This window comes from Streptomyces changanensis (genome assembly GCF_024600715.1).
Classification (GTDB): domain Bacteria; phylum Actinomycetota; class Actinomycetes; order Streptomycetales; family Streptomycetaceae; genus Streptomyces; species Streptomyces changanensis.
This window is the reverse complement of sequence record NZ_CP102332.1, coordinates 2,549,430-2,566,961: the sequence shown is the minus strand read 5'-3', so window position 1 is coordinate 2,566,961 and position 17,532 is coordinate 2,549,430. Positions and strand designations below refer to the sequence as shown.

Sequence of the window (17,532 nt, the reverse complement as noted above, 5' to 3'; positions counted from 1 at the left end):
CCGGCCCGGCACCGCGCCGGCCCCGCCCGCCCGGCACGCACACGAAAGCACCGCCATGGACCGCCTCTCCAACACCGTCCGCCCCTACGCCTGGGGCTCCACGACGGCCATTCCGGAACTGCTCGGCACCGCCCCCACCGGTGAACCCCAGGCCGAGATGTGGATGGGCGCCCATCCCGGCGCACCCTCCCGCGTCACCCGCCCCACCCCCGACGGCGACCGCGAGGTACCGCTGACCGCCGTCATCGCCGCCGACCCGGAGAGGGAACTCGGCCCGGCCACGGTCGCCCGGTTCGGCCCCCGCCTGCCCTTCCTCCTCAAGCTCCTGGCCGCCGCGGCCCCCCTCTCCCTCCAGGTCCACCCCGATCCCGACCGGGCCCGGGCCGGCCACGCCGCCGAGGAGCGCGCGGGCATCCCCCTCGACGCCCCCCACCGCAACTACCGCGACGGCAACCACAAGCCCGAGCTGATCTGCGCCCTCACCCCCTTCGAAGGGTTCTGCGGCTTCCGCGACCCCGTCGAGACCGCCGACTTCCTCGCCGCCCTCGACGTCGACTCCCTCAAGCCGTACGTGGACCTCCTCCACGCCCACCCCGAGGACGCCGCCCTCCGCGAAGTCCTCACCGCCGTCCTCACCGCCGACCCCGAGGCCATGGCCGCCACCGTCACCGAGACCGCGGCCGCCTGCGAGCGCCTCGGCGGCGCCCACGCCCCGTACGCCGCGCTCGCCCACCACCACCCCCGCGACCGCGGCGTCCTCGCCGCGCTCCTCCTCAACCACGTCCTGCTCCAGCCCGGCGAGGGCCTCTACCTCGCCGCGGGCGTCCCGCACGCCTACGTCAGCGGGCTCGGCGTCGAGGTCATGGCCAACTCCGACAACGTCCTGCGCTGCGGCCTCACCCCCAAGCACGTGGACGTCCCCGAACTGTTGCGCGTGGTCCGCTTCACCGCCGGCGACCCCGGGATCCTGCGCCCCGAGGCGTCCCCCTCCGGCGAGGAGGTCTACGACACCCCCGTCGACGAGTTCCGCCTCTCCCGCTACGCCCGCCCCGAAGGCGCCGCCCCCGTGGACCTGACCGTCCCCACCCCGCAGATCCTGCTCGCCACCGCCGGTACCCCCCACGTCGGCGACCTCACCCTCGCCCCGGGCCGGTCCGTGTTCGTCCCGGCCGGCGAACCCGTCGAACTGTCCGGCGCCGGCACCCTCTTCCGGGCCACCGTGGTGGCCTGATTCACCCTCGCTCCCCGGGGCTGCAACAATGACCCGCCGTAAAGATCAGGCCGAATACACGGGCCCACCGGGGACCAGCGAAGGGACAGGACACGCATGAGCGCGTCAGGCGGAACCAAGGCGATCGTGGCGGCACTCGTTGCCAACCTGGCGATCGCGGTGAGCAAGTTCGTGGCGTTCCTCTTCAGTGGTTCGTCGTCGATGCTCGCCGAGTCGGTGCACTCGCTCGCCGACTCCGGCAACCAGGGACTCCTCCTCCTCGGCGGCAAGAAGGCGCAGCGGGACGCGACGCCGCAGCATCCCTTCGGCTACGGCCGCGAGCGGTACATCTACGCCTTCCTCGTCTCCATCGTCCTCTTCTCCGTCGGCGGCATGTTCGCCCTCTACGAGGGCTACGAGAAGATCAAGCACCCGCACGAGATCACGGCCTGGTACTGGCCCGTCGGCGTCCTCGTCTTCGCGATCATCGCCGAGACGTTCTCCTTCCGCACCGCGATCAAGGAGTCCAACGAGGTCCGCGGCAAGCGCTCCTGGAAGGACTTCGTCCGCACCGCCAAGGCACCCGAGCTGCCCGTCGTCCTCCTGGAGGACCTCGGCGCCCTCGTCGGCCTGGTCCTCGCCCTCGTCGGCGTCAGCCTCGCCCTCGTCACCGGCAACGGCGTCTGGGACGGCATCGGCACCCTCTGCATCGGCGTCCTGCTGATCCTCATCGCGATCGTCCTCGCCGTCGAGACCAAGTCGCTCCTCCTCGGCGAGTCCGCCGGCATCGAAGAGGTCCGGAAGATCGAGAAGGCCGTGGTCGACGGCACCACCGTCACTGGCATCATCCACATGCGCACCCTCCACCTCGGTCCCGAGGAGCTCCTCGTCGCCGCCAAGATCGCCGTCCAGCACGACGAGACCGCCTCCCAGGTGGCCGCCGCCATCGACGCCGCCGAGGCGCGCATCCGCGACGCGGTGCCGATCGCCCGGGTCATCTACCTGGAGCCGGACATCCTCAAGGCCACCCGCTGACCCACCCGCACCCGCGCCCCATCCCTCGTGACCACCGCCGGTCCACCCGGCACCCGAAGGCCCCGGCTCCCACGCCGGGGCCTTCCCCACACCCGCCCGGCCCGCCCCCGCGGCCGACCGACCCTTGCCGGTCCGCACCGTTGGGACCGTCCGGCCCGGGGACCGTCCGGCCCGGGGACCGTCCGGCCCGGGGACCGTGCGGCCCGGGGACCGTGCGGCCCGGGGACCGTGCGGCCCGTCCCCGGACCCGTCCGCACGCCCCGGCCGCCGTATCCACCCCCGGCCCGACGCGCCCGGCCCGACGCGCCCGGCCCGACTCTCCCGGCCCCTCACCGTCCGGAACCCACCCCGGCGGACTTGAAGCCCGCGCACCCCGTCGGTGTAGATTCGAAAAGAGCCAGACGTCGCTGCTGATGGCGGTCGGGCGGTCCCGACGGACCGGCCGAGGGAGAGAGGGCCTCCGACGACTGCACCGCGCGTGCCCGGGCATCCTTGTGTCCGCCACGGCGGAGCCAGCCCTACCCACCTCGACCCGTACTACGAGGAGCAGCCCGAAATGACGACTGTCGACAACCGACAGGACTTCAAGGTCGCCGACCTCTCCCTGGCCGAGTTCGGCCGCAAGGAGATCACCCTCGCCGAGCACGAGATGCCCGGCCTCATGGCGATCCGCGAGGAGTACGCCGCGACCCAGCCCCTCGCCGGCGCCCGCATCACCGGCTCCCTGCACATGACCGTGCAGACCGCCGTGCTCATCGAGACCCTCGTCGCCCTCGGCGCGCGGGTCCGCTGGGCCTCCTGCAACATCTTCTCCACCCAGGACCACGCCGCGGCCGCCATCGCCGTGGGCCCCGACGGCACCCCCGACAACCCCCGGGGCGTCCCCGTCTTCGCCTGGAAGGGCGAGACGCTGGAGGAGTACTGGTGGTGCACCGAGCAGGCCCTGACCTGGCCGGACGCTGCCACCGGCGGCCCCAACATGATCCTCGACGACGGCGGTGACGCCACCCTCCTCGTCCACAAGGGCGTCGAGTTCGAGAAGGCCGGCGAGGCTCCGGACCCCTCCACCGCGGACAGCGAGGAGTACGCGCACATCCTCCGCGTCCTCAACCGCACCCTCGGCGAGAACCCGCAGAAGTGGACCCGCCTCGCCTCCGAGATCCGCGGCGTCACCGAGGAGACCACCACGGGCGTCCACCGCCTGTACGAGATGCACCGCGACGGCACGCTCCTCTTCCCGGCGATCAACGTCAACGACGCCGTCACCAAGTCGAAGTTCGACAACAAGTACGGCTGCCGCCACTCCCTCGTCGACGGCATCAACCGCGCCACCGACGTCCTCATCGGCGGCAAGGTCGCCGTGATCTGCGGCTACGGCGACGTCGGCAAGGGCTGCGCCGAATCCCTCCGCGGCCAGGGCGCCCGCGTCATCGTCACCGAGATCGACCCCATCTGCGCCCTCCAGGCCGCGATGGACGGCTACCAGGTCACGACCCTCGACGAGGTCGTCGAGACGGCCGACATCTTCATCACCACCACCGGCAACCGCGACATCATCATGGCCTCGGACATGGCCAAGATGAAGCACCAGGCCATCGTCGGCAACATCGGCCACTTCGACAACGAGATCGACATGGCCGGCCTCGCCCGCATCCCCGGCATCGTCAAGGACGAGGTCAAGCCGCAGGTCCACACCTGGACCTTCCCCGACGGCAAGAAGATCATCGTCCTCTCCGAGGGCCGCCTGCTGAACCTGGGCAACGCCACCGGCCACCCGTCCTTCGTGATGTCCAACTCCTTCGCGGACCAGACCCTGGCCCAGATCGAGCTGTACACGAAGCCGGAGCAGTACCCGACCGACGTCTACGTGCTGCCCAAGCACCTCGACGAGAAGGTCGCCCGGCTCCACCTCGACGCGCTCGGCGTCAAGCTCACCACGCTCCGCCCCGAGCAGGCCGACTACATCGGCGTCAAGGTCGACGGCCCCTTCAAGCCGGACCACTACCGCTACTGATCCGTCCGGGCCCCGGCCCGACACCGCGGCCCCCGGGCCGCACCGGCAGCAGCAGGTACCCAGGCAGGCCCCCGCACCCCCGTGCCGGGGGCCTGCCCCGTACCCGGCCGACCCGGCGCGCACCGCCGTCACCGCCGGCGCCGCGACCCCGACCAGAACCCCGAGGACCCATGCCCCGCGGCCGCTATTCGCTCCACGACCCGCACGACCACACCCCCCTCGGTGAAGAACACTTCCACTGCGCGCCCGGCCCCTCCGGCTGGCGCTACGTCGCGCAGACCACCACCCCCTCCGGCGAGCACGCCGGCTCCGTCGACCTCACTCTCGACGACCTCGGCCGCCCCCTGCGCCTCGAACTGCACGCGGGCGGCTGGCAGGTGCGTGGCGCCGCACTCGACGGTGTCACCTGGGTCCGCACCGACCCCACCGGCGACCACGCCACGGAAGGCAACGTCCCCGCCCACGCCTTCACCGGCACCTCCCCGGCCTTCCTCGTCGCCCTGACGCGACTGCTGCGCCTCACCCCGGGCACCGGCGCCACCCGCGTCCGCCTCGTCGCCCTCACGGACCCCGTGCTCGCCCCCCTCACCGTCGACCAGTCCTGGGCCCTGGTGACGAGTGAAACGCACCCCACTGACAACGGCCCCCTGACCGTGGACGAGTACGAGGTCACGACCCTCGACACCGGCGAACGGCACACCGTCCACATCGCCGGGGATGTCGTCCTCGCGGCCCCCGGCATCGAGCTGGAGGACCTGCAGACCCCGCCCTCCACCTTCACCTGACCCCCACCGGCACCGCCCGCCGCCCGCGCGTCGAACGCCCCCACCACCCTGCGACCGCGCCACCCCGCAACCGCGCCACCCCGCGACCGCGCCGCACCGCACCCTGCGACCGCGCCGCACCGCACCCTGCGACCGCGCCGCACCGTCCTGGGGCCGCGCCGCCCAACGACCGCGCACGCCTCGTCCCGCGGCAGTGGTCCGTGCGGGAGCGACCCGGGCCGGGACCGCCTACGCGGGCGGCGCGAACCCGGTGGCGGACGAGGCCCCCCGGCCCGCCCCGTCCGACCCACCCGCGGCCGCCCGTCCGGAGGCTCCGTCACCAGCCGCCACCGCCGCCCCGGCCCCGGAACCGACACCACCACGGAACCCGGACCCGGCCACCCCCACGCCACCGGCACCGCCCGACGACCCCGAGCCGCCCGACCCCGAGCCACCCGACCCCGGCACCCCCGCGCCCGCCCAACCCACCCCCGGCGCCACACGGCGCGCGTCCCGCGTCTGCCGCTCGTGCACCACGGCCGCCAGGAACGCCGCGGCGGGCACCCCCGGCGGCGGAGGCGTCCCCGTACGCGCCACCAACTCATCCGCCAGCCGCTCGGCCAGCACCCGCCCGGCCGCCGGGTCCAACTGCCCCATCCGCGTCAGGTACTGCCGTATCCCCAGCCACAGCGCGTCCGGCACCGCCGACAGGTCGAGCTGCGTGAACCGCCCCACCAACCACGGTGGCGGCGGAGGCACCGGCGCCGTACGCCCCACCGGCACCCGCTCCCGCACCACCAGCGTCCCCGCGAACACGTCACCGACCCGCCGCCCGCGCGCCGACACCAGCGAGGCGACACACGCGATCACCCCGAAGCTCATCAGGATCTCCACCATCCCGATCAGCCCCCGCACCAGCGCGTGCCGGAACCGGATCGGCCCCCCGTCGTCCCGCACCACACGCAACCCGCACGCCAGCTTCCCCAGCGACCGCCCGTGACTCAGCGTCTCCACGGCTATCGGCCCGCCCACCAGAACCAGCAGGAACGACGCGATCGACACCGCCATCGCCGCGGCCTCGTCCAACGCCGCCGTGGCGAACGCGAGCCCGATGGACACCACCAGGAACGCCGCCCACACCACCACCAGGTCGATGAACAGGGCCAACGCCCGGCTCGGCAGCCGCGCCGGCCGCAAACCCAGGACGACCGCGTCCCCCGTCACGACCTCACTCACGCCGCCCACCCCTTCTCCGACCTCGCCCGACCGCTCCCCCCGCCAGTCTGCCAAGCTGGCCGCCAACGCGCCGCAGGAGTACGCACCGTACGCATCCCGTGCCCAGGAGCCGCAGCCGATCATGGACCTCGACGTCTACGTCACCGCCCACCGAGCCGAGTGGGACCGCCTGGACCACCTCCTGGGCCGCGGCCGCCGCCTCACCGGCGCCGAAGCGGACGAACTCGTCGCGCTCTACCAGCGCACCGCCACCCACCTCTCCGTCATCCAGACCACCACGCCGGACCCCGCGCTCACCGCACGCCTCACCCAGCTCGTCGCCCGGGCCCGCGCCACCGTCACGGGAACCCGCCGCGCCTCCTGGCGCGACGCCGCGCACTTCCTGACCACCGGCTTCCCCGCCGCCGTCTACCGCTCCCGCCACTGGTGGGTCCCCACGGCGGTGCTCTCCACCCTGCTCGCCGCGCTCATCGGCTGGTGGATCGGCGCCCACCCCGAGGTCCAGTCCGCCATCGCGGCCCCGGACGAACTCCGCCAGATGACCCGCCCCGGCGGCGAGTACGAGACCTATTACTCCAGCCACCCGGCGGCCTCCTTCGCCGCCCAGGTGTGGACGAACAACGCCCGCGCCGCCGCGCTGTGCCTCGTCCTCGGCGCCTTCCTCTGCGTCCCCGTGCTGTGGATCCTCTTCCTCAACATGCTCAACCTCGGCGTCGGCATCGGCCTCATGTCGTCCGCCGGCCGCCTCGACACCTTCCTCGGCCTGGTCCTCCCGCACGGCCTGCTGGAACTCACCGCCGTCTTCGTCGCCGCCGGGACCGGCCTGCGCCTGGGCTGGACCGTCATCGACCCGGGCCCGCACTCCCGCCGCACGGCCCTCGCCCAGGAGGGCAGAGCCGCCGTGGGCATGGCAGTCGGCCTGGCCCTGGTCCTGTTCGTGGCCGGCGTCATCGAAGGCTTCGTGACCCCGTCCGGCCTGCCCACCTGGGCCCGCGTCGCCATCGGCGTCGCCGCCGAGGCGGCGTTCCTTCTGTACGTGTACGTCCTCGGTGGCCGAGCGGCGCGGGCCGGCGAAGCCGGAGACGTGGAAGCCGCCGACCGCAGCGCCGAGCTGCCGACCGCCGCCTGATGTGCATCGGACCCCACCGACCTGCTACTGTCCTCTTCGCCCGCCAAACCTGTTGACACGGGAGCGGTGGGGAGGTAGATTCAAACGGTTGCGTCGGACTGGACAAGTTCGAGCGCGGCGGCTAGATTCTCTCTCGCTCCGAGACGTAACCCATCAGGTTCTCGCCGGAGTCGATCGATTCCCTTTATCCGGATCCCCTGCCGATAATTCGGTGGAGATCAGTCTGATAAAGTCGGATCAAGCCGAAAGGCAAAAGGCCCCCAACGGCCACCGGAAATGGAATCCGAACCGGAAACGGAACGGAAAACGGATCTGGTAAGGTTGGAACCGCCGGAAAGGGAAACGCGAAAGCGGAGAACGGCCCGGCAGCCCGCTCCAGCGGGTGGCGGAAACGAGAAATCGGATCTGCTAGACTGGAAACACGAAAGACCGAAGGGAAGCGCCCGGAGGAAAGCCCGAGAGGGTGAGTACAAAGGAAGCGTCCGTTCCTTGAGAACTCAACAGCGTGCCAAAAATCAACGCCAGATTAGTTGATACCCCGTCTCCATCACGGAGATGAGGTTCCTTTGTAGAAAACACAGCGAGGATGCTGTGAACCGCGGGGGACTATTCCTCCCCCCGGTTCCGCTCAACGCGAGTGTCGACCCGATCACGGGTAAGCATTCACGGAGAGTTTGATCCTGGCTCAGGACGAACGCTGGCGGCGTGCTTAACACATGCAAGTCGAACGATGAACCCACTTCGGTGGGGGATTAGTGGCGAACGGGTGAGTAACACGTGGGCAATCTGCCCTTCACTCTGGGACAAGCCCTGGAAACGGGGTCTAATACCGGATACGACCACTTCAGGCATCTGATGGTGGTGGAAAGCTCCGGCGGTGAAGGATGAGCCCGCGGCCTATCAGCTTGTTGGTGGGGTAATGGCCCACCAAGGCGACGACGGGTAGCCGGCCTGAGAGGGCGACCGGCCACACTGGGACTGAGACACGGCCCAGACTCCTACGGGAGGCAGCAGTGGGGAATATTGCACAATGGGCGAAAGCCTGATGCAGCGACGCCGCGTGAGGGATGACGGCCTTCGGGTTGTAAACCTCTTTCAGCAGGGAAGAAGCGAAAGTGACGGTACCTGCAGAAGAAGCGCCGGCTAACTACGTGCCAGCAGCCGCGGTAATACGTAGGGCGCAAGCGTTGTCCGGAATTATTGGGCGTAAAGAGCTCGTAGGCGGCTTGTCACGTCGGATGTGAAAGCCCGGGGCTTAACCCCGGGTCTGCATTCGATACGGGCAGGCTAGAGTGTGGTAGGGGAGATCGGAATTCCTGGTGTAGCGGTGAAATGCGCAGATATCAGGAGGAACACCGGTGGCGAAGGCGGATCTCTGGGCCATTACTGACGCTGAGGAGCGAAAGCGTGGGGAGCGAACAGGATTAGATACCCTGGTAGTCCACGCCGTAAACGTTGGGAACTAGGTGTTGGCGACATTCCACGTCGTCGGTGCCGCAGCTAACGCATTAAGTTCCCCGCCTGGGGAGTACGGCCGCAAGGCTAAAACTCAAAGGAATTGACGGGGGCCCGCACAAGCAGCGGAGCATGTGGCTTAATTCGACGCAACGCGAAGAACCTTACCAAGGCTTGACATATACCGGAAACATCTAGAGATAGGTGCCCCTTGTGGTCGGTATACAGGTGGTGCATGGCTGTCGTCAGCTCGTGTCGTGAGATGTTGGGTTAAGTCCCGCAACGAGCGCAACCCTTGTTCTGTGTTGCCAGCATGCCCTTCGGGGTGATGGGGACTCACAGGAGACTGCCGGGGTCAACTCGGAGGAAGGTGGGGACGACGTCAAGTCATCATGCCCCTTATGTCTTGGGCTGCACACGTGCTACAATGGCCGGTACAAAGAGCTGCGAAGCCGTGAGGCGGAGCGAATCTCAAAAAGCCGGTCTCAGTTCGGATTGGGGTCTGCAACTCGACCCCATGAAGTCGGAGTTGCTAGTAATCGCAGATCAGCATTGCTGCGGTGAATACGTTCCCGGGCCTTGTACACACCGCCCGTCACGTCACGAAAGTCGGTAACACCCGAAGCCGGTGGCCCAACCCCTTGTGGGAGGGAGCTGTCGAAGGTGGGACTGGCGATTGGGACGAAGTCGTAACAAGGTAGCCGTACCGGAAGGTGCGGCTGGATCACCTCCTTTCTAAGGAGCACTTCTCACCAGTTTCGGCTGGTCAGAGGCCAGTACATCGGCGTACGTCCGATGCTGGTTGCTCAAGGGTGGAACGTTGATTATTCGGCACGATGAGTGAGAGTCACCAGTACTGCTTCGGCGTGGAACGTGAACTTGAGCTGGTCGTGTCGGGCACGCTGTTGGGTGTCTGAGGGTGCGAGCGTTGCTCGCCCTTCTGCGATGCCGGCCCCAGTGAACCGGACCTAAGGGTTCGGGTGATGGGTGGCTGGTCGTTGCTTGAGAACTGCACAGTGGACGCGAGCATCTGTGGCCAAGTTTTTAAGGGCGCACGGTGGATGCCTTGGCACCAGGAACCGATGAAGGACGTGGGAGGCCACGATAGTCCCCGGGGAGCCGTCAACCAGGCTTTGATCCGGGGGTTTCCGAATGGGGAAACCCGGCAGTCGTCATGGGCTGTCACCCGCTGCTGAACACATAGGCAGTGTGGAGGGAACGAGGGGAAGTGAAACATCTCAGTACCCTCAGGAAGAGAAAACAACCGTGATTCCGGGAGTAGTGGCGAGCGAAACCGGATGAGGCCAAACCGTATGCGTGTGATACCCGGCAGGGGTTGCGCATGCGGGGTTGTGGGATCTCTCTTTCACAGTCTGCCGGCTGTGAGACGAGTCAGAAACCGTATGGATAGGCGAAGGACATGCGAAAGGTCCGGCGTAGAGGGTAAGACCCCCGTAGCTGAAATTCATGCGGCTCGTTTGAGAGACACCCAAGTAGCACGGGGCCCGAGAAATCCCGTGTGAATCTGGCGGGACCACCCGTTAAGCCTAAATATTCCCTGGTGACCGATAGCGGATAGTACCGTGAGGGAATGGTGAAAAGTACCGCGGGAGCGGAGTGAAATAGTACCTGAAACCGTGTGCCTACAAGCCGTGGGAGCGTCGGATGCAAGCTTGCTTGTATCTCGTGACTGCGTGCCTTTTGAAGAATGAGCCTGCGAGTTTGCGGTGTGTTGCGAGGTTAACCCGTGTGGGGAAGCCGTAGCGAAAGCGAGTCCGAACAGGGCGATTCAGTAGCGCGCTCAAGACCCGAAGCGGAGTGATCTAGCCATGGGCAGGTTGAAGCGGAGGTAAGACTTCGTGGAGGACCGAACCCACCAGGGTTGAAAACCTGGGGGATGACCTGTGGTTAGGGGTGAAAGGCCAATCAAACTCCGTGATAGCTGGTTCTCCCCGAAATGCATTTAGGTGCAGCGTCGTGTGTTTCTTGCCGGAGGTAGAGCACTGGATAGGCGATGGGCCCTACCGGGTTACTGACCTTAGCCAAACTCCGAATGCCGGTAAGTGAGAGCGCGGCAGTGAGACTGTGGGGGATAAGCTCCATGGTCGAGAGGGAAACAGCCCAGAGCATCGACTAAGGCCCCTAAGCGTACGCTAAGTGGGAAAGGATGTGGAGTCGCAGAGACAACCAGGAGGTTGGCTTAGAAGCAGCCACCCTTGAAAGAGTGCGTAATAGCTCACTGGTCAAGTGATTCCGCGCCGACAATGTAGCGGGGCTCAAGCGTACCGCCGAAGTCGTGTCATTGCAGTACATACCCCCAACGGGGACTGTGATGGGTAGGGGAGCGTCGTGTGCCGGGTGAAGCAGCCGCGGAAGCGAGTTGTGGACGGTTCACGAGTGAGAATGCAGGCATGAGTAGCGATACACACGTGAGAAACGTGTGCGCCGATTGACTAAGGGTTCCTGGGTCAAGCTGATCTGCCCAGGGTAAGTCGGGACCTAAGGCGAGGCCGACAGGCGTAGTCGATGGACAACCGGTTGATATTCCGGTACCCGCTTTGAAACGCCCAATATCGAACCAGGCGATGCTAAGTCCGTGAAGCCGCCCTGGAGCCTTCGGGCAAAGGGGAGTGGTGGAGCCGACGGACCAGACCTGTAGTAGGTAAGCGATGGGGTGACGCAGGAAGGTAGTCCAGCCCGGGCGGTGGTTGTCCCGGGGTAAGGGTGTAGGCCGTGTGATAGGCAAATCCGTCACACATTGAGGCTGAGACCTGATGCCGAGCCGATTGTGGTGAAGTGGATGATCCTATGCTGTCGAGAAAAGCCTCTAGCGAGTTTCATGGCGGCCCGTACCCTAAACCGACTCAGGTGGTCAGGTAGAGAATACCGAGGCGTTCGGGTGAACTATGGTTAAGGAACTCGGCAAAATGCCCCCGTAACTTCGGGAGAAGGGGGGCCATCACTGGTGAGAGCACGTGCTGCTCGAGCTGGGGGTGGCCGCAGAGACCAGCGAGAAGCGACTGTTTACTAAAAACACAGGTCCGTGCGAAGCCGTAAGGCGATGTATACGGACTGACGCCTGCCCGGTGCTGGAACGTTAAGGGGACCGGTTAGCTCCATTTCGGTGGGGCGAAGCTGAGAACTTAAGCGCCAGTAAACGGCGGTGGTAACTATAACCATCCTAAGGTAGCGAAATTCCTTGTCGGGTAAGTTCCGACCTGCACGAATGGCGTAACGACTTCTCGACTGTCTCAACCATAGGCCCGGTGAAATTGCACTACGAGTAAAGATGCTCGTTTCGCGCAGCAGGACGGAAAGACCCCGGGACCTTTACTACAGTTTGATATTGGTGTTCGGTTCGGCTTGTGTAGGATAGGTGGGAGACTGTGAAGCTTGGACGCCAGTTCAGGTGGAGTCGCCGTTGAAATACCACTCTGGTCGTGCTGGATGTCTAACCTGGGTCCGTGATCCGGATCAGGGACAGTGTCTGATGGGTAGTTTAACTGGGGCGGTTGCCTCCTAAAGGGTAACGGAGGCGCCCAAAGGTTCCCTCAGCCTGGTTGGCAATCAGGTGTTGAGTGTAAGTGCACAAGGGAGCTTGACTGTGAGACCGACGGGTCGAGCAGGGACGAAAGTCGGGACTAGTGATCCGGCGGTGGCTTGTGGAAGCGCCGTCGCTCAACGGATAAAAGGTACCCCGGGGATAACAGGCTGATCTTCCCCAAGAGTCCATATCGACGGGATGGTTTGGCACCTCGATGTCGGCTCGTCGCATCCTGGGGCTGGAGTCGGTCCCAAGGGTTGGGCTGTTCGCCCATTAAAGCGGTACGCGAGCTGGGTTTAGAACGTCGTGAGACAGTTCGGTCCCTATCCGCTGTGCGCGTAGGAATATTGAGAAGGGCTGTCCCTAGTACGAGAGGACCGGGACGGACGAACCTCTGGTGTGCCAGTTGTCCTGCCAAGGGCATGGCTGGTTGGCTACGTTCGGGAGGGATAACCGCTGAAAGCATCTAAGCGGGAAGCCTGCTTCGAGATGAGTATTCCCACCTCCTTGAGAGGGTAAGGCTCCCAGTAGACGACTGGGTTGATAGGCCGGATATGGAAGCCCAGTAATGGGTGGAGTTGACCGGTACTAATAGGCCGAGGGCTTGTCCTCAGTTGCTCGCGTCCACTGTGTTAGTTCTGAAGTAACGAACTCCCAATCTGCCGGTTGGTTGTAGGTCGATATCTTCATAGTGTTTCGGTGGTCATAGCGTTAGGGAAACGCCCGGTTACATTTCGAACCCGGAAGCTAAGCCTTTCAGCGCCGATGGTACTGCAGGGGGGACCCTGTGGGAGAGTAGGACACCGCCGAACAATTTGTTGGGGAAGCCCCGCACCGTATGGTGCGGGGCTTTCCGTATTTCCGGGCTCCTTTTTTCCGCGAACAGCCGGCCGGCCGGACGCATGGGGGCCTGGGAATCCCCAAAGGGATTCCCAGGCGACCCGGATCAGAGGCGGCCCGCTGCCTTCAGCCCCAGATAGGCGTCGGCGAGAGCCGGAGCCAGGTTCTCCGGGGTGGCGTCCACGACGGTGACGTCGTGGCGTTGGAGCTGCTCCGCCACAGTGCGGCGCTGGGCCTGTGCCTGGGCGCCGGCAGCGGCCTCGTACACCGCGCGGGCCGAGCCGCGCGAGTGCGTCATCTCCTGCACGTGCGGGTCCGACACGGACGCGACGACCACCGTGTGGCGCTGGGTGAGCTGTGGCAGTACCGGCAAGAGGCCCTCCTCGACAGGGGCGGCGTCCAGACTCGTCAGGAGCACGATCAGGGAACGGCGCGGCGCGCCGGTGAGCGCCGCCGCGCCGAGGGCGCGTGCGTCCGTCTCGACCAGCTCCGGTTCCAGATTCGCCATGGCGGCCACCATGGCCGGCAGGACCTCGCCGGCGGGGCGCCCCTGCACCCGGGCCCGGACACGGCGGTCGTACGCCAGCAGATCCACCCGGTCACCGGCGCGCGAGGCCAGCGCGGTCAACAGCAACGCCGCGTCCATCGCCGCATCCAGCCGAGGAACGTCACCGACACGGCCCGCCGACGTCCGGCCCGTGTCCAGGACCAGCAGGATGTGCCGGTCGCGCTCCGGGCGCCACGTGCGGACCGCGACGCTCGACTGCCGAGCCGTCGCCCGCCAGTCGATCGACCGGGTGTCATCGCCCGGCACGTACTCGCGGAGACTGTCGAACTCGGTGCCCTCACCACGCGTCAGCACGCTCGTACGCCCGTCCAGCTCCCGCAGGCGCGCCAACCTCGACGGCAGGTGCTTGCGGCTGGTGAAGGGAGGCAGGACGCGGACGGTCCACGGCACCCGGTGGCTGCCCTGGCGGGCGGCCAGGCCCAGCGGACCGAAGGAGCGGACGGTGACCCGATCCGCCTGCCGGTCCCCGCGGCGCGAGGGACGCAGCCGCGTCGTCAACCTGCGGCGTTCCCCCGCGGGGACGGTGACCTCGTGCCGGGACGCCGCCTCCTTCGACCCGTCCCGCCAGCTGCTCGGCGGCCACGCGTCGCGGACGTGCGCCCGCAGGCGGCGCCGCGAGGGGTTGCCCACCGTCAGCTCCACCGCCGCGGCCTCACCGAGTCGAACACTCGTATCACCACTTCGGGTGAACTGGAGCGTTCGCACTGGCGCGGCCAACGCGTAGTCGCACAGAATTGCGAGGGAGAGGGGGACGTTGACAGCCAGCATCCCCGTCCAGCTGGGGGCCAGGATCCCGACGGGCAGCGAGCCGATCGCCGCCAGGAGCGCGGTACGTCCGGTCAGGGCCATGGGTCACTGCCTCAGCGAGGGCGCGGGTACGTGGGCGAGGATCGCGTTGATGACGGAGTCGGCCGTCACGCCTTCCATCTCCGCCTCCGGGCGCAGCTGGACCCGGTGGCGCAGTGTGGGCAGGGCCAGGGCCTTCACGTCGTCTGGGATGACGTAGTCGCGGCCCGTGAGCCAGGCCCAGGCGCGGGCGGTGGAGAGCAGGGCGGTGGCGCCTCGGGGGGAGACGCCGAGGGCGAGCGAGGGGGATTCACGCGTGGCACGGCAGATATCGACGACGTAGCCGGCGATCTCGGCGGACACCGACGTCGTGGCGACCGCACGGCGGGCGGCCTCCAGATCCGCGAGGCCGGCGACCGGGCGCACCCCTGCGGCGCGTAGGTCCCTCGGGTCGAATCCGTCCGCATGGCGGGTCAGCACGTTGATCTCGTCGTCGCGGGACGGCAGAGGCACCGTCAGCTTCAGCAGGAAGCGGTCCAACTGCGCTTCCGGCAGCGGATAGGTGCCCTCGTACTCGACCGGGTTCTGCGTCGCGGCGACCAGGAACGGTTCCGGGAGGGGACGCGGGGTGCCGTCCACCGTGACCTGCCGTTCCTCCATGGCCTCCAGCAGCGACGACTGGGTCTTCGGCGGGGTGCGGTTGATCTCGTCGGCGAGCAGCAGGTTCGTGAAGACCGGGCCCGGCTGGAAGGAGAACTCCGAGGAGCGGGTGTCGTAGACGAGTGAACCCGTCACGTCGCTCGGCATCAGGTCCGGGGTGAACTGCACGCGCTTCGTGTCCAGTTCCAAGGACGCCGCCAAGGCGCGGACCAGGAGCGTCTTGGCGACACCCGGCACGCCCTCCAGCAGAACGTGGCCCCGGCAGAGCAGCGCGACGACGAGCCCGGTGACAGCGGGGTCCTGCCCGACCACGGCCTTGGCGATCTCGGTGCGCAGCGCCTCCAGGGAGGCGCGGGCGCGGTCCGAGTTCTCAGCGGTCTCGGGGGTCGGGGCAGTCATGAGGTGCGTACCTCTCTTTCGAGGGCGTCGAGTTGGTCGGCGAGGAGGACGAGCGCGGCGTCACCGACGGGAGCCGGGCCGAAGAGCAGGTCCCGCGGATCCGTCCCACCAGCGGTGAGACGGGTCGACAGGGCGGGGAGCAGGGCGTCGGGGGAGTGGGCCTCCCTCGTCGGAACGCCCACGAGAGGTGCGAGCCGGACCCGGGCCGACGAGCGGAGCACGGCGGCGGCCCGGTCGCGGGCGTCGGCGCGGAAGTACAGGCGAGCGCGGCCCTCCGTCGCCTCCGACGCGCGGACGGCCACCGGCAGCCGCTCCGCGACGAGCGGTCCGAGACGCCGAGCACGCCAGACCGCGGCGAGGACGGCGGCCACGGCGAGCTGCAGCGTGCCCCACAGCCAACCCGACGGGACCAGGCTGAGGAAGTCCCCTTCCTCCTCCACACGGTCCCCGTCACCCGGCCCACCGCCCTCGGCGGCGGACGGGTCCGACAGCGAAGGGAGGTACCAGACGAGATGCGTCCGGGAACCGAGGAGTTGCAGGGCGAGCGAGGCGTTCCCCTCGTGCGCGAGACGCTGGTTGAACAACAGGTCCGCGGCGCCCAGCAGGACGGTGTCGCCGCCGGCGGAGTTCCGCACCCGCACCAGGGTGGGCAGGCCGTCACGGAAGTAGCAGGACTCCGCCGACGCCGAGCCGACCGTCACGTACCGCTGGCCGCCGAGGTGCACCGCGCCCGCGCGGCGGGCCTCCGGCAGGGCGCAGTCCGGATCGAGGACCCTGAGCGTGGCGGGAAGGTCCGTGGACACGCCCGGAGCCAGGGCGGCCAGCGCCGGCGTGTCCGGAGCCAGCAGGACGGTACGGCCGCCGGAGGTGTCGGCGAGACCGCGCAGCACCATTTGCTGCCGGCCACTCAGCAGGTTCGGAGCCGTGACCAGGACGGTCGCGTCCGGGCCCGCCGCGGCGGTGACCTCCGACAGGGTCGTGGCGACCCGGACGGAGACGCCCCGCTCCCGCAGCAGCTCGGCGACCGCCATGCTGCCGTTCGGATCCGCGGACCGCGGATCCAGCCGGCCGTGCTGCCCACCCGTCTGCACCAGCGCCAGCGCCACCCCCGCCACGATCAGCAGCGCCACGGCGAACAGCAGACCCCGCGCCCGCACCCACACGTGCCGGGTGTCCCGCGCGAGGGACGTACTGACGGAGGTCACTCGGCGCCTCCCCGGGCCGCGGCGCTCCACTCGGGCTTCGCCCGCTCCAGTGCGGCGTCGAGCTCCTTGACGCGCTGGTACGCGCGCCGGTCGGCGGTGCGCCCGCCGTACGTGACGTCGTCGAACTCGCGTGCCGCCGCGCGCAGCGCGTCGAAGTGGAGGGGCAGGGCCCGGCCCGCCTCGGCGGCGGCCTCGTCGGCCGTGCGGCCCGGCCTCGGGTCGAGGAGCGTGCGCTCCTCCAAGGAGCGCACCACGGCCCGCATCCGCTCCTGGACCGCCTGGTTCCAACGGCCCGCCGCGGCATGCCGGTCCGCGGCGGCGCGATGGGCGGTCGCGGTGCGTGGCCCCTCCTCGAACAGCGAGTCCGCCACCGGAGCGACGCGGTACGGGCTGCCCAGCCGCCACCACAGGGCGGCCACCAGCCCCACCACGATGACGACGATCACCACGACACCCAGCCAACCGCCCGGAGCGGCGCTCGCGGCGGCGTCGAAGAGACCGCCGAGCCAGTCGAAGAACGCGTCCATGGCACGCAGCAGGACGTTCGGCTCCTCCTGGCCGTACACCGGCCGGGACAGCTCCCGCTCCGCCGCCTCACGGGCGGGTAGCCGCGGCACGTCCAACGGCGGCCCGTCACCCGTGCCGGCCGCCCGCCACGCCGCCGCACCCCCCGTGATCGGCACCGCA

10 protein-coding genes and 3 rRNA genes are annotated in these 17,532 nt (G+C 68.2%); 8 read left to right on the top strand and 5 right to left on the bottom strand.

Annotated features, from left to right (window positions below):
• The first annotated feature begins 55 nt into the window (after positions 1-55).
• The 4 genes from manA (at position 56) to NRO40_RS11340 (ending at position 5,044) form a co-directional block, all read left to right on the top strand.
• Positions 56-1,231: a mannose-6-phosphate isomerase, class I gene (gene manA, locus NRO40_RS11355; protein WP_058943320.1), complete on the top strand. Its 1,176-nt coding sequence runs from the start codon at positions 56-58 to the stop codon at positions 1,229-1,231.
• A gap of 96 nt (positions 1,232-1,327) precedes the next feature.
• Positions 1,328-2,245, top strand: coding sequence for a cation diffusion facilitator family transporter (locus tag NRO40_RS11350; protein WP_058943321.1), 918 nt, complete (start codon positions 1,328-1,330; stop codon positions 2,243-2,245).
• Positions 2,246-2,801: 556 nt separating this feature from the next.
• Positions 2,802-4,259: an adenosylhomocysteinase gene (gene ahcY, locus NRO40_RS11345; RefSeq protein ID WP_058943322.1), complete on the top strand. Its 1,458-nt coding sequence runs from the start codon at positions 2,802-2,804 to the stop codon at positions 4,257-4,259.
• Between the two features lie 170 nt (positions 4,260-4,429).
• Positions 4,430-5,044: a hypothetical protein gene (locus NRO40_RS11340; protein WP_058943323.1), complete on the top strand. Its 615-nt coding sequence runs from the start codon at positions 4,430-4,432 to the stop codon at positions 5,042-5,044.
• A gap of 228 nt (positions 5,045-5,272) precedes the next feature.
• Here NRO40_RS11340 and NRO40_RS11335 read toward each other — a convergent pair whose 3' ends face one another.
• Positions 5,273-6,259 carry an RDD family protein gene (locus NRO40_RS11335; RefSeq protein WP_058943329.1) on the bottom strand — a complete coding sequence of 329 codons (987 nt, stop codon included), beginning with the start codon at positions 6,257-6,259 and terminating at the stop codon, positions 5,273-5,275.
• Between the two features lie 121 nt (positions 6,260-6,380).
• Between NRO40_RS11335 and NRO40_RS11330 the strand changes: the two genes are divergently transcribed.
• The 4 genes from NRO40_RS11330 to rrf all read left to right on the top strand — a co-directional run bounded on the left by NRO40_RS11330 (position 6,381) and on the right by rrf (position 13,199).
• Positions 6,381-7,388 (top strand): stage II sporulation protein M, encoded by a 1,008-nt coding sequence (locus NRO40_RS11330; protein ID WP_058943324.1) that lies wholly within the window; start codon positions 6,381-6,383, stop codon positions 7,386-7,388.
• A gap of 662 nt (positions 7,389-8,050) precedes the next feature.
• A 16S ribosomal RNA gene (locus NRO40_RS11325) occupies positions 8,051-9,578 on the top strand.
• 299 nt (positions 9,579-9,877) lie between these two features.
• Positions 9,878-12,999 (top strand): 23S ribosomal RNA (locus tag NRO40_RS11320).
• Between the two features lie 83 nt (positions 13,000-13,082).
• Positions 13,083-13,199 (top strand): 5S ribosomal RNA (rrf, locus tag NRO40_RS11315).
• Together the 16S, 23S and 5S rRNA genes form the textbook arrangement of a ribosomal RNA operon.
• 134 nt (positions 13,200-13,333) lie before the next feature.
• Here rrf and NRO40_RS11310 read toward each other — a convergent pair.
• Genes NRO40_RS11310 through NRO40_RS11295 form a run of 4 tightly spaced genes read right to left on the bottom strand, consistent with a single transcriptional unit; the run spans position 13,334 to position 17,528 of the window.
• Positions 13,334-14,644 carry a DUF58 domain-containing protein gene (locus NRO40_RS11310; protein ID WP_058944805.1) on the bottom strand — a complete coding sequence of 437 codons (1,311 nt, stop codon included), beginning with the start codon at positions 14,642-14,644 and terminating at the stop codon, positions 13,334-13,336.
• Positions 14,645-14,647: 3 nt separating this feature from the next.
• The gene (locus NRO40_RS11305) at positions 14,648-15,640 is read right to left on the bottom strand and encodes an AAA family ATPase (RefSeq protein ID WP_058944804.1); all 993 of its coding nucleotides are present in this window, start codon (positions 15,638-15,640) and stop codon (positions 14,648-14,650) included.
• Positions 15,637-16,845 carry a DUF4350 domain-containing protein gene (locus NRO40_RS11300; protein ID WP_058944808.1) on the bottom strand — a complete coding sequence of 403 codons (1,209 nt, stop codon included), beginning with the start codon at positions 16,843-16,845 and terminating at the stop codon, positions 15,637-15,639. The genes NRO40_RS11305 and NRO40_RS11300 overlap by 4 nt, the downstream gene beginning before the upstream one ends.
• Positions 16,842-17,528 (bottom strand): DUF4129 domain-containing protein, encoded by a 687-nt coding sequence (locus NRO40_RS11295; protein ID WP_058944803.1) that lies wholly within the window; start codon positions 17,526-17,528, stop codon positions 16,842-16,844. Before NRO40_RS11295 ends, NRO40_RS11300 begins: the two co-directional genes overlap by 4 nt.
• Positions 17,529-17,532 lie beyond the last annotated feature (4 nt).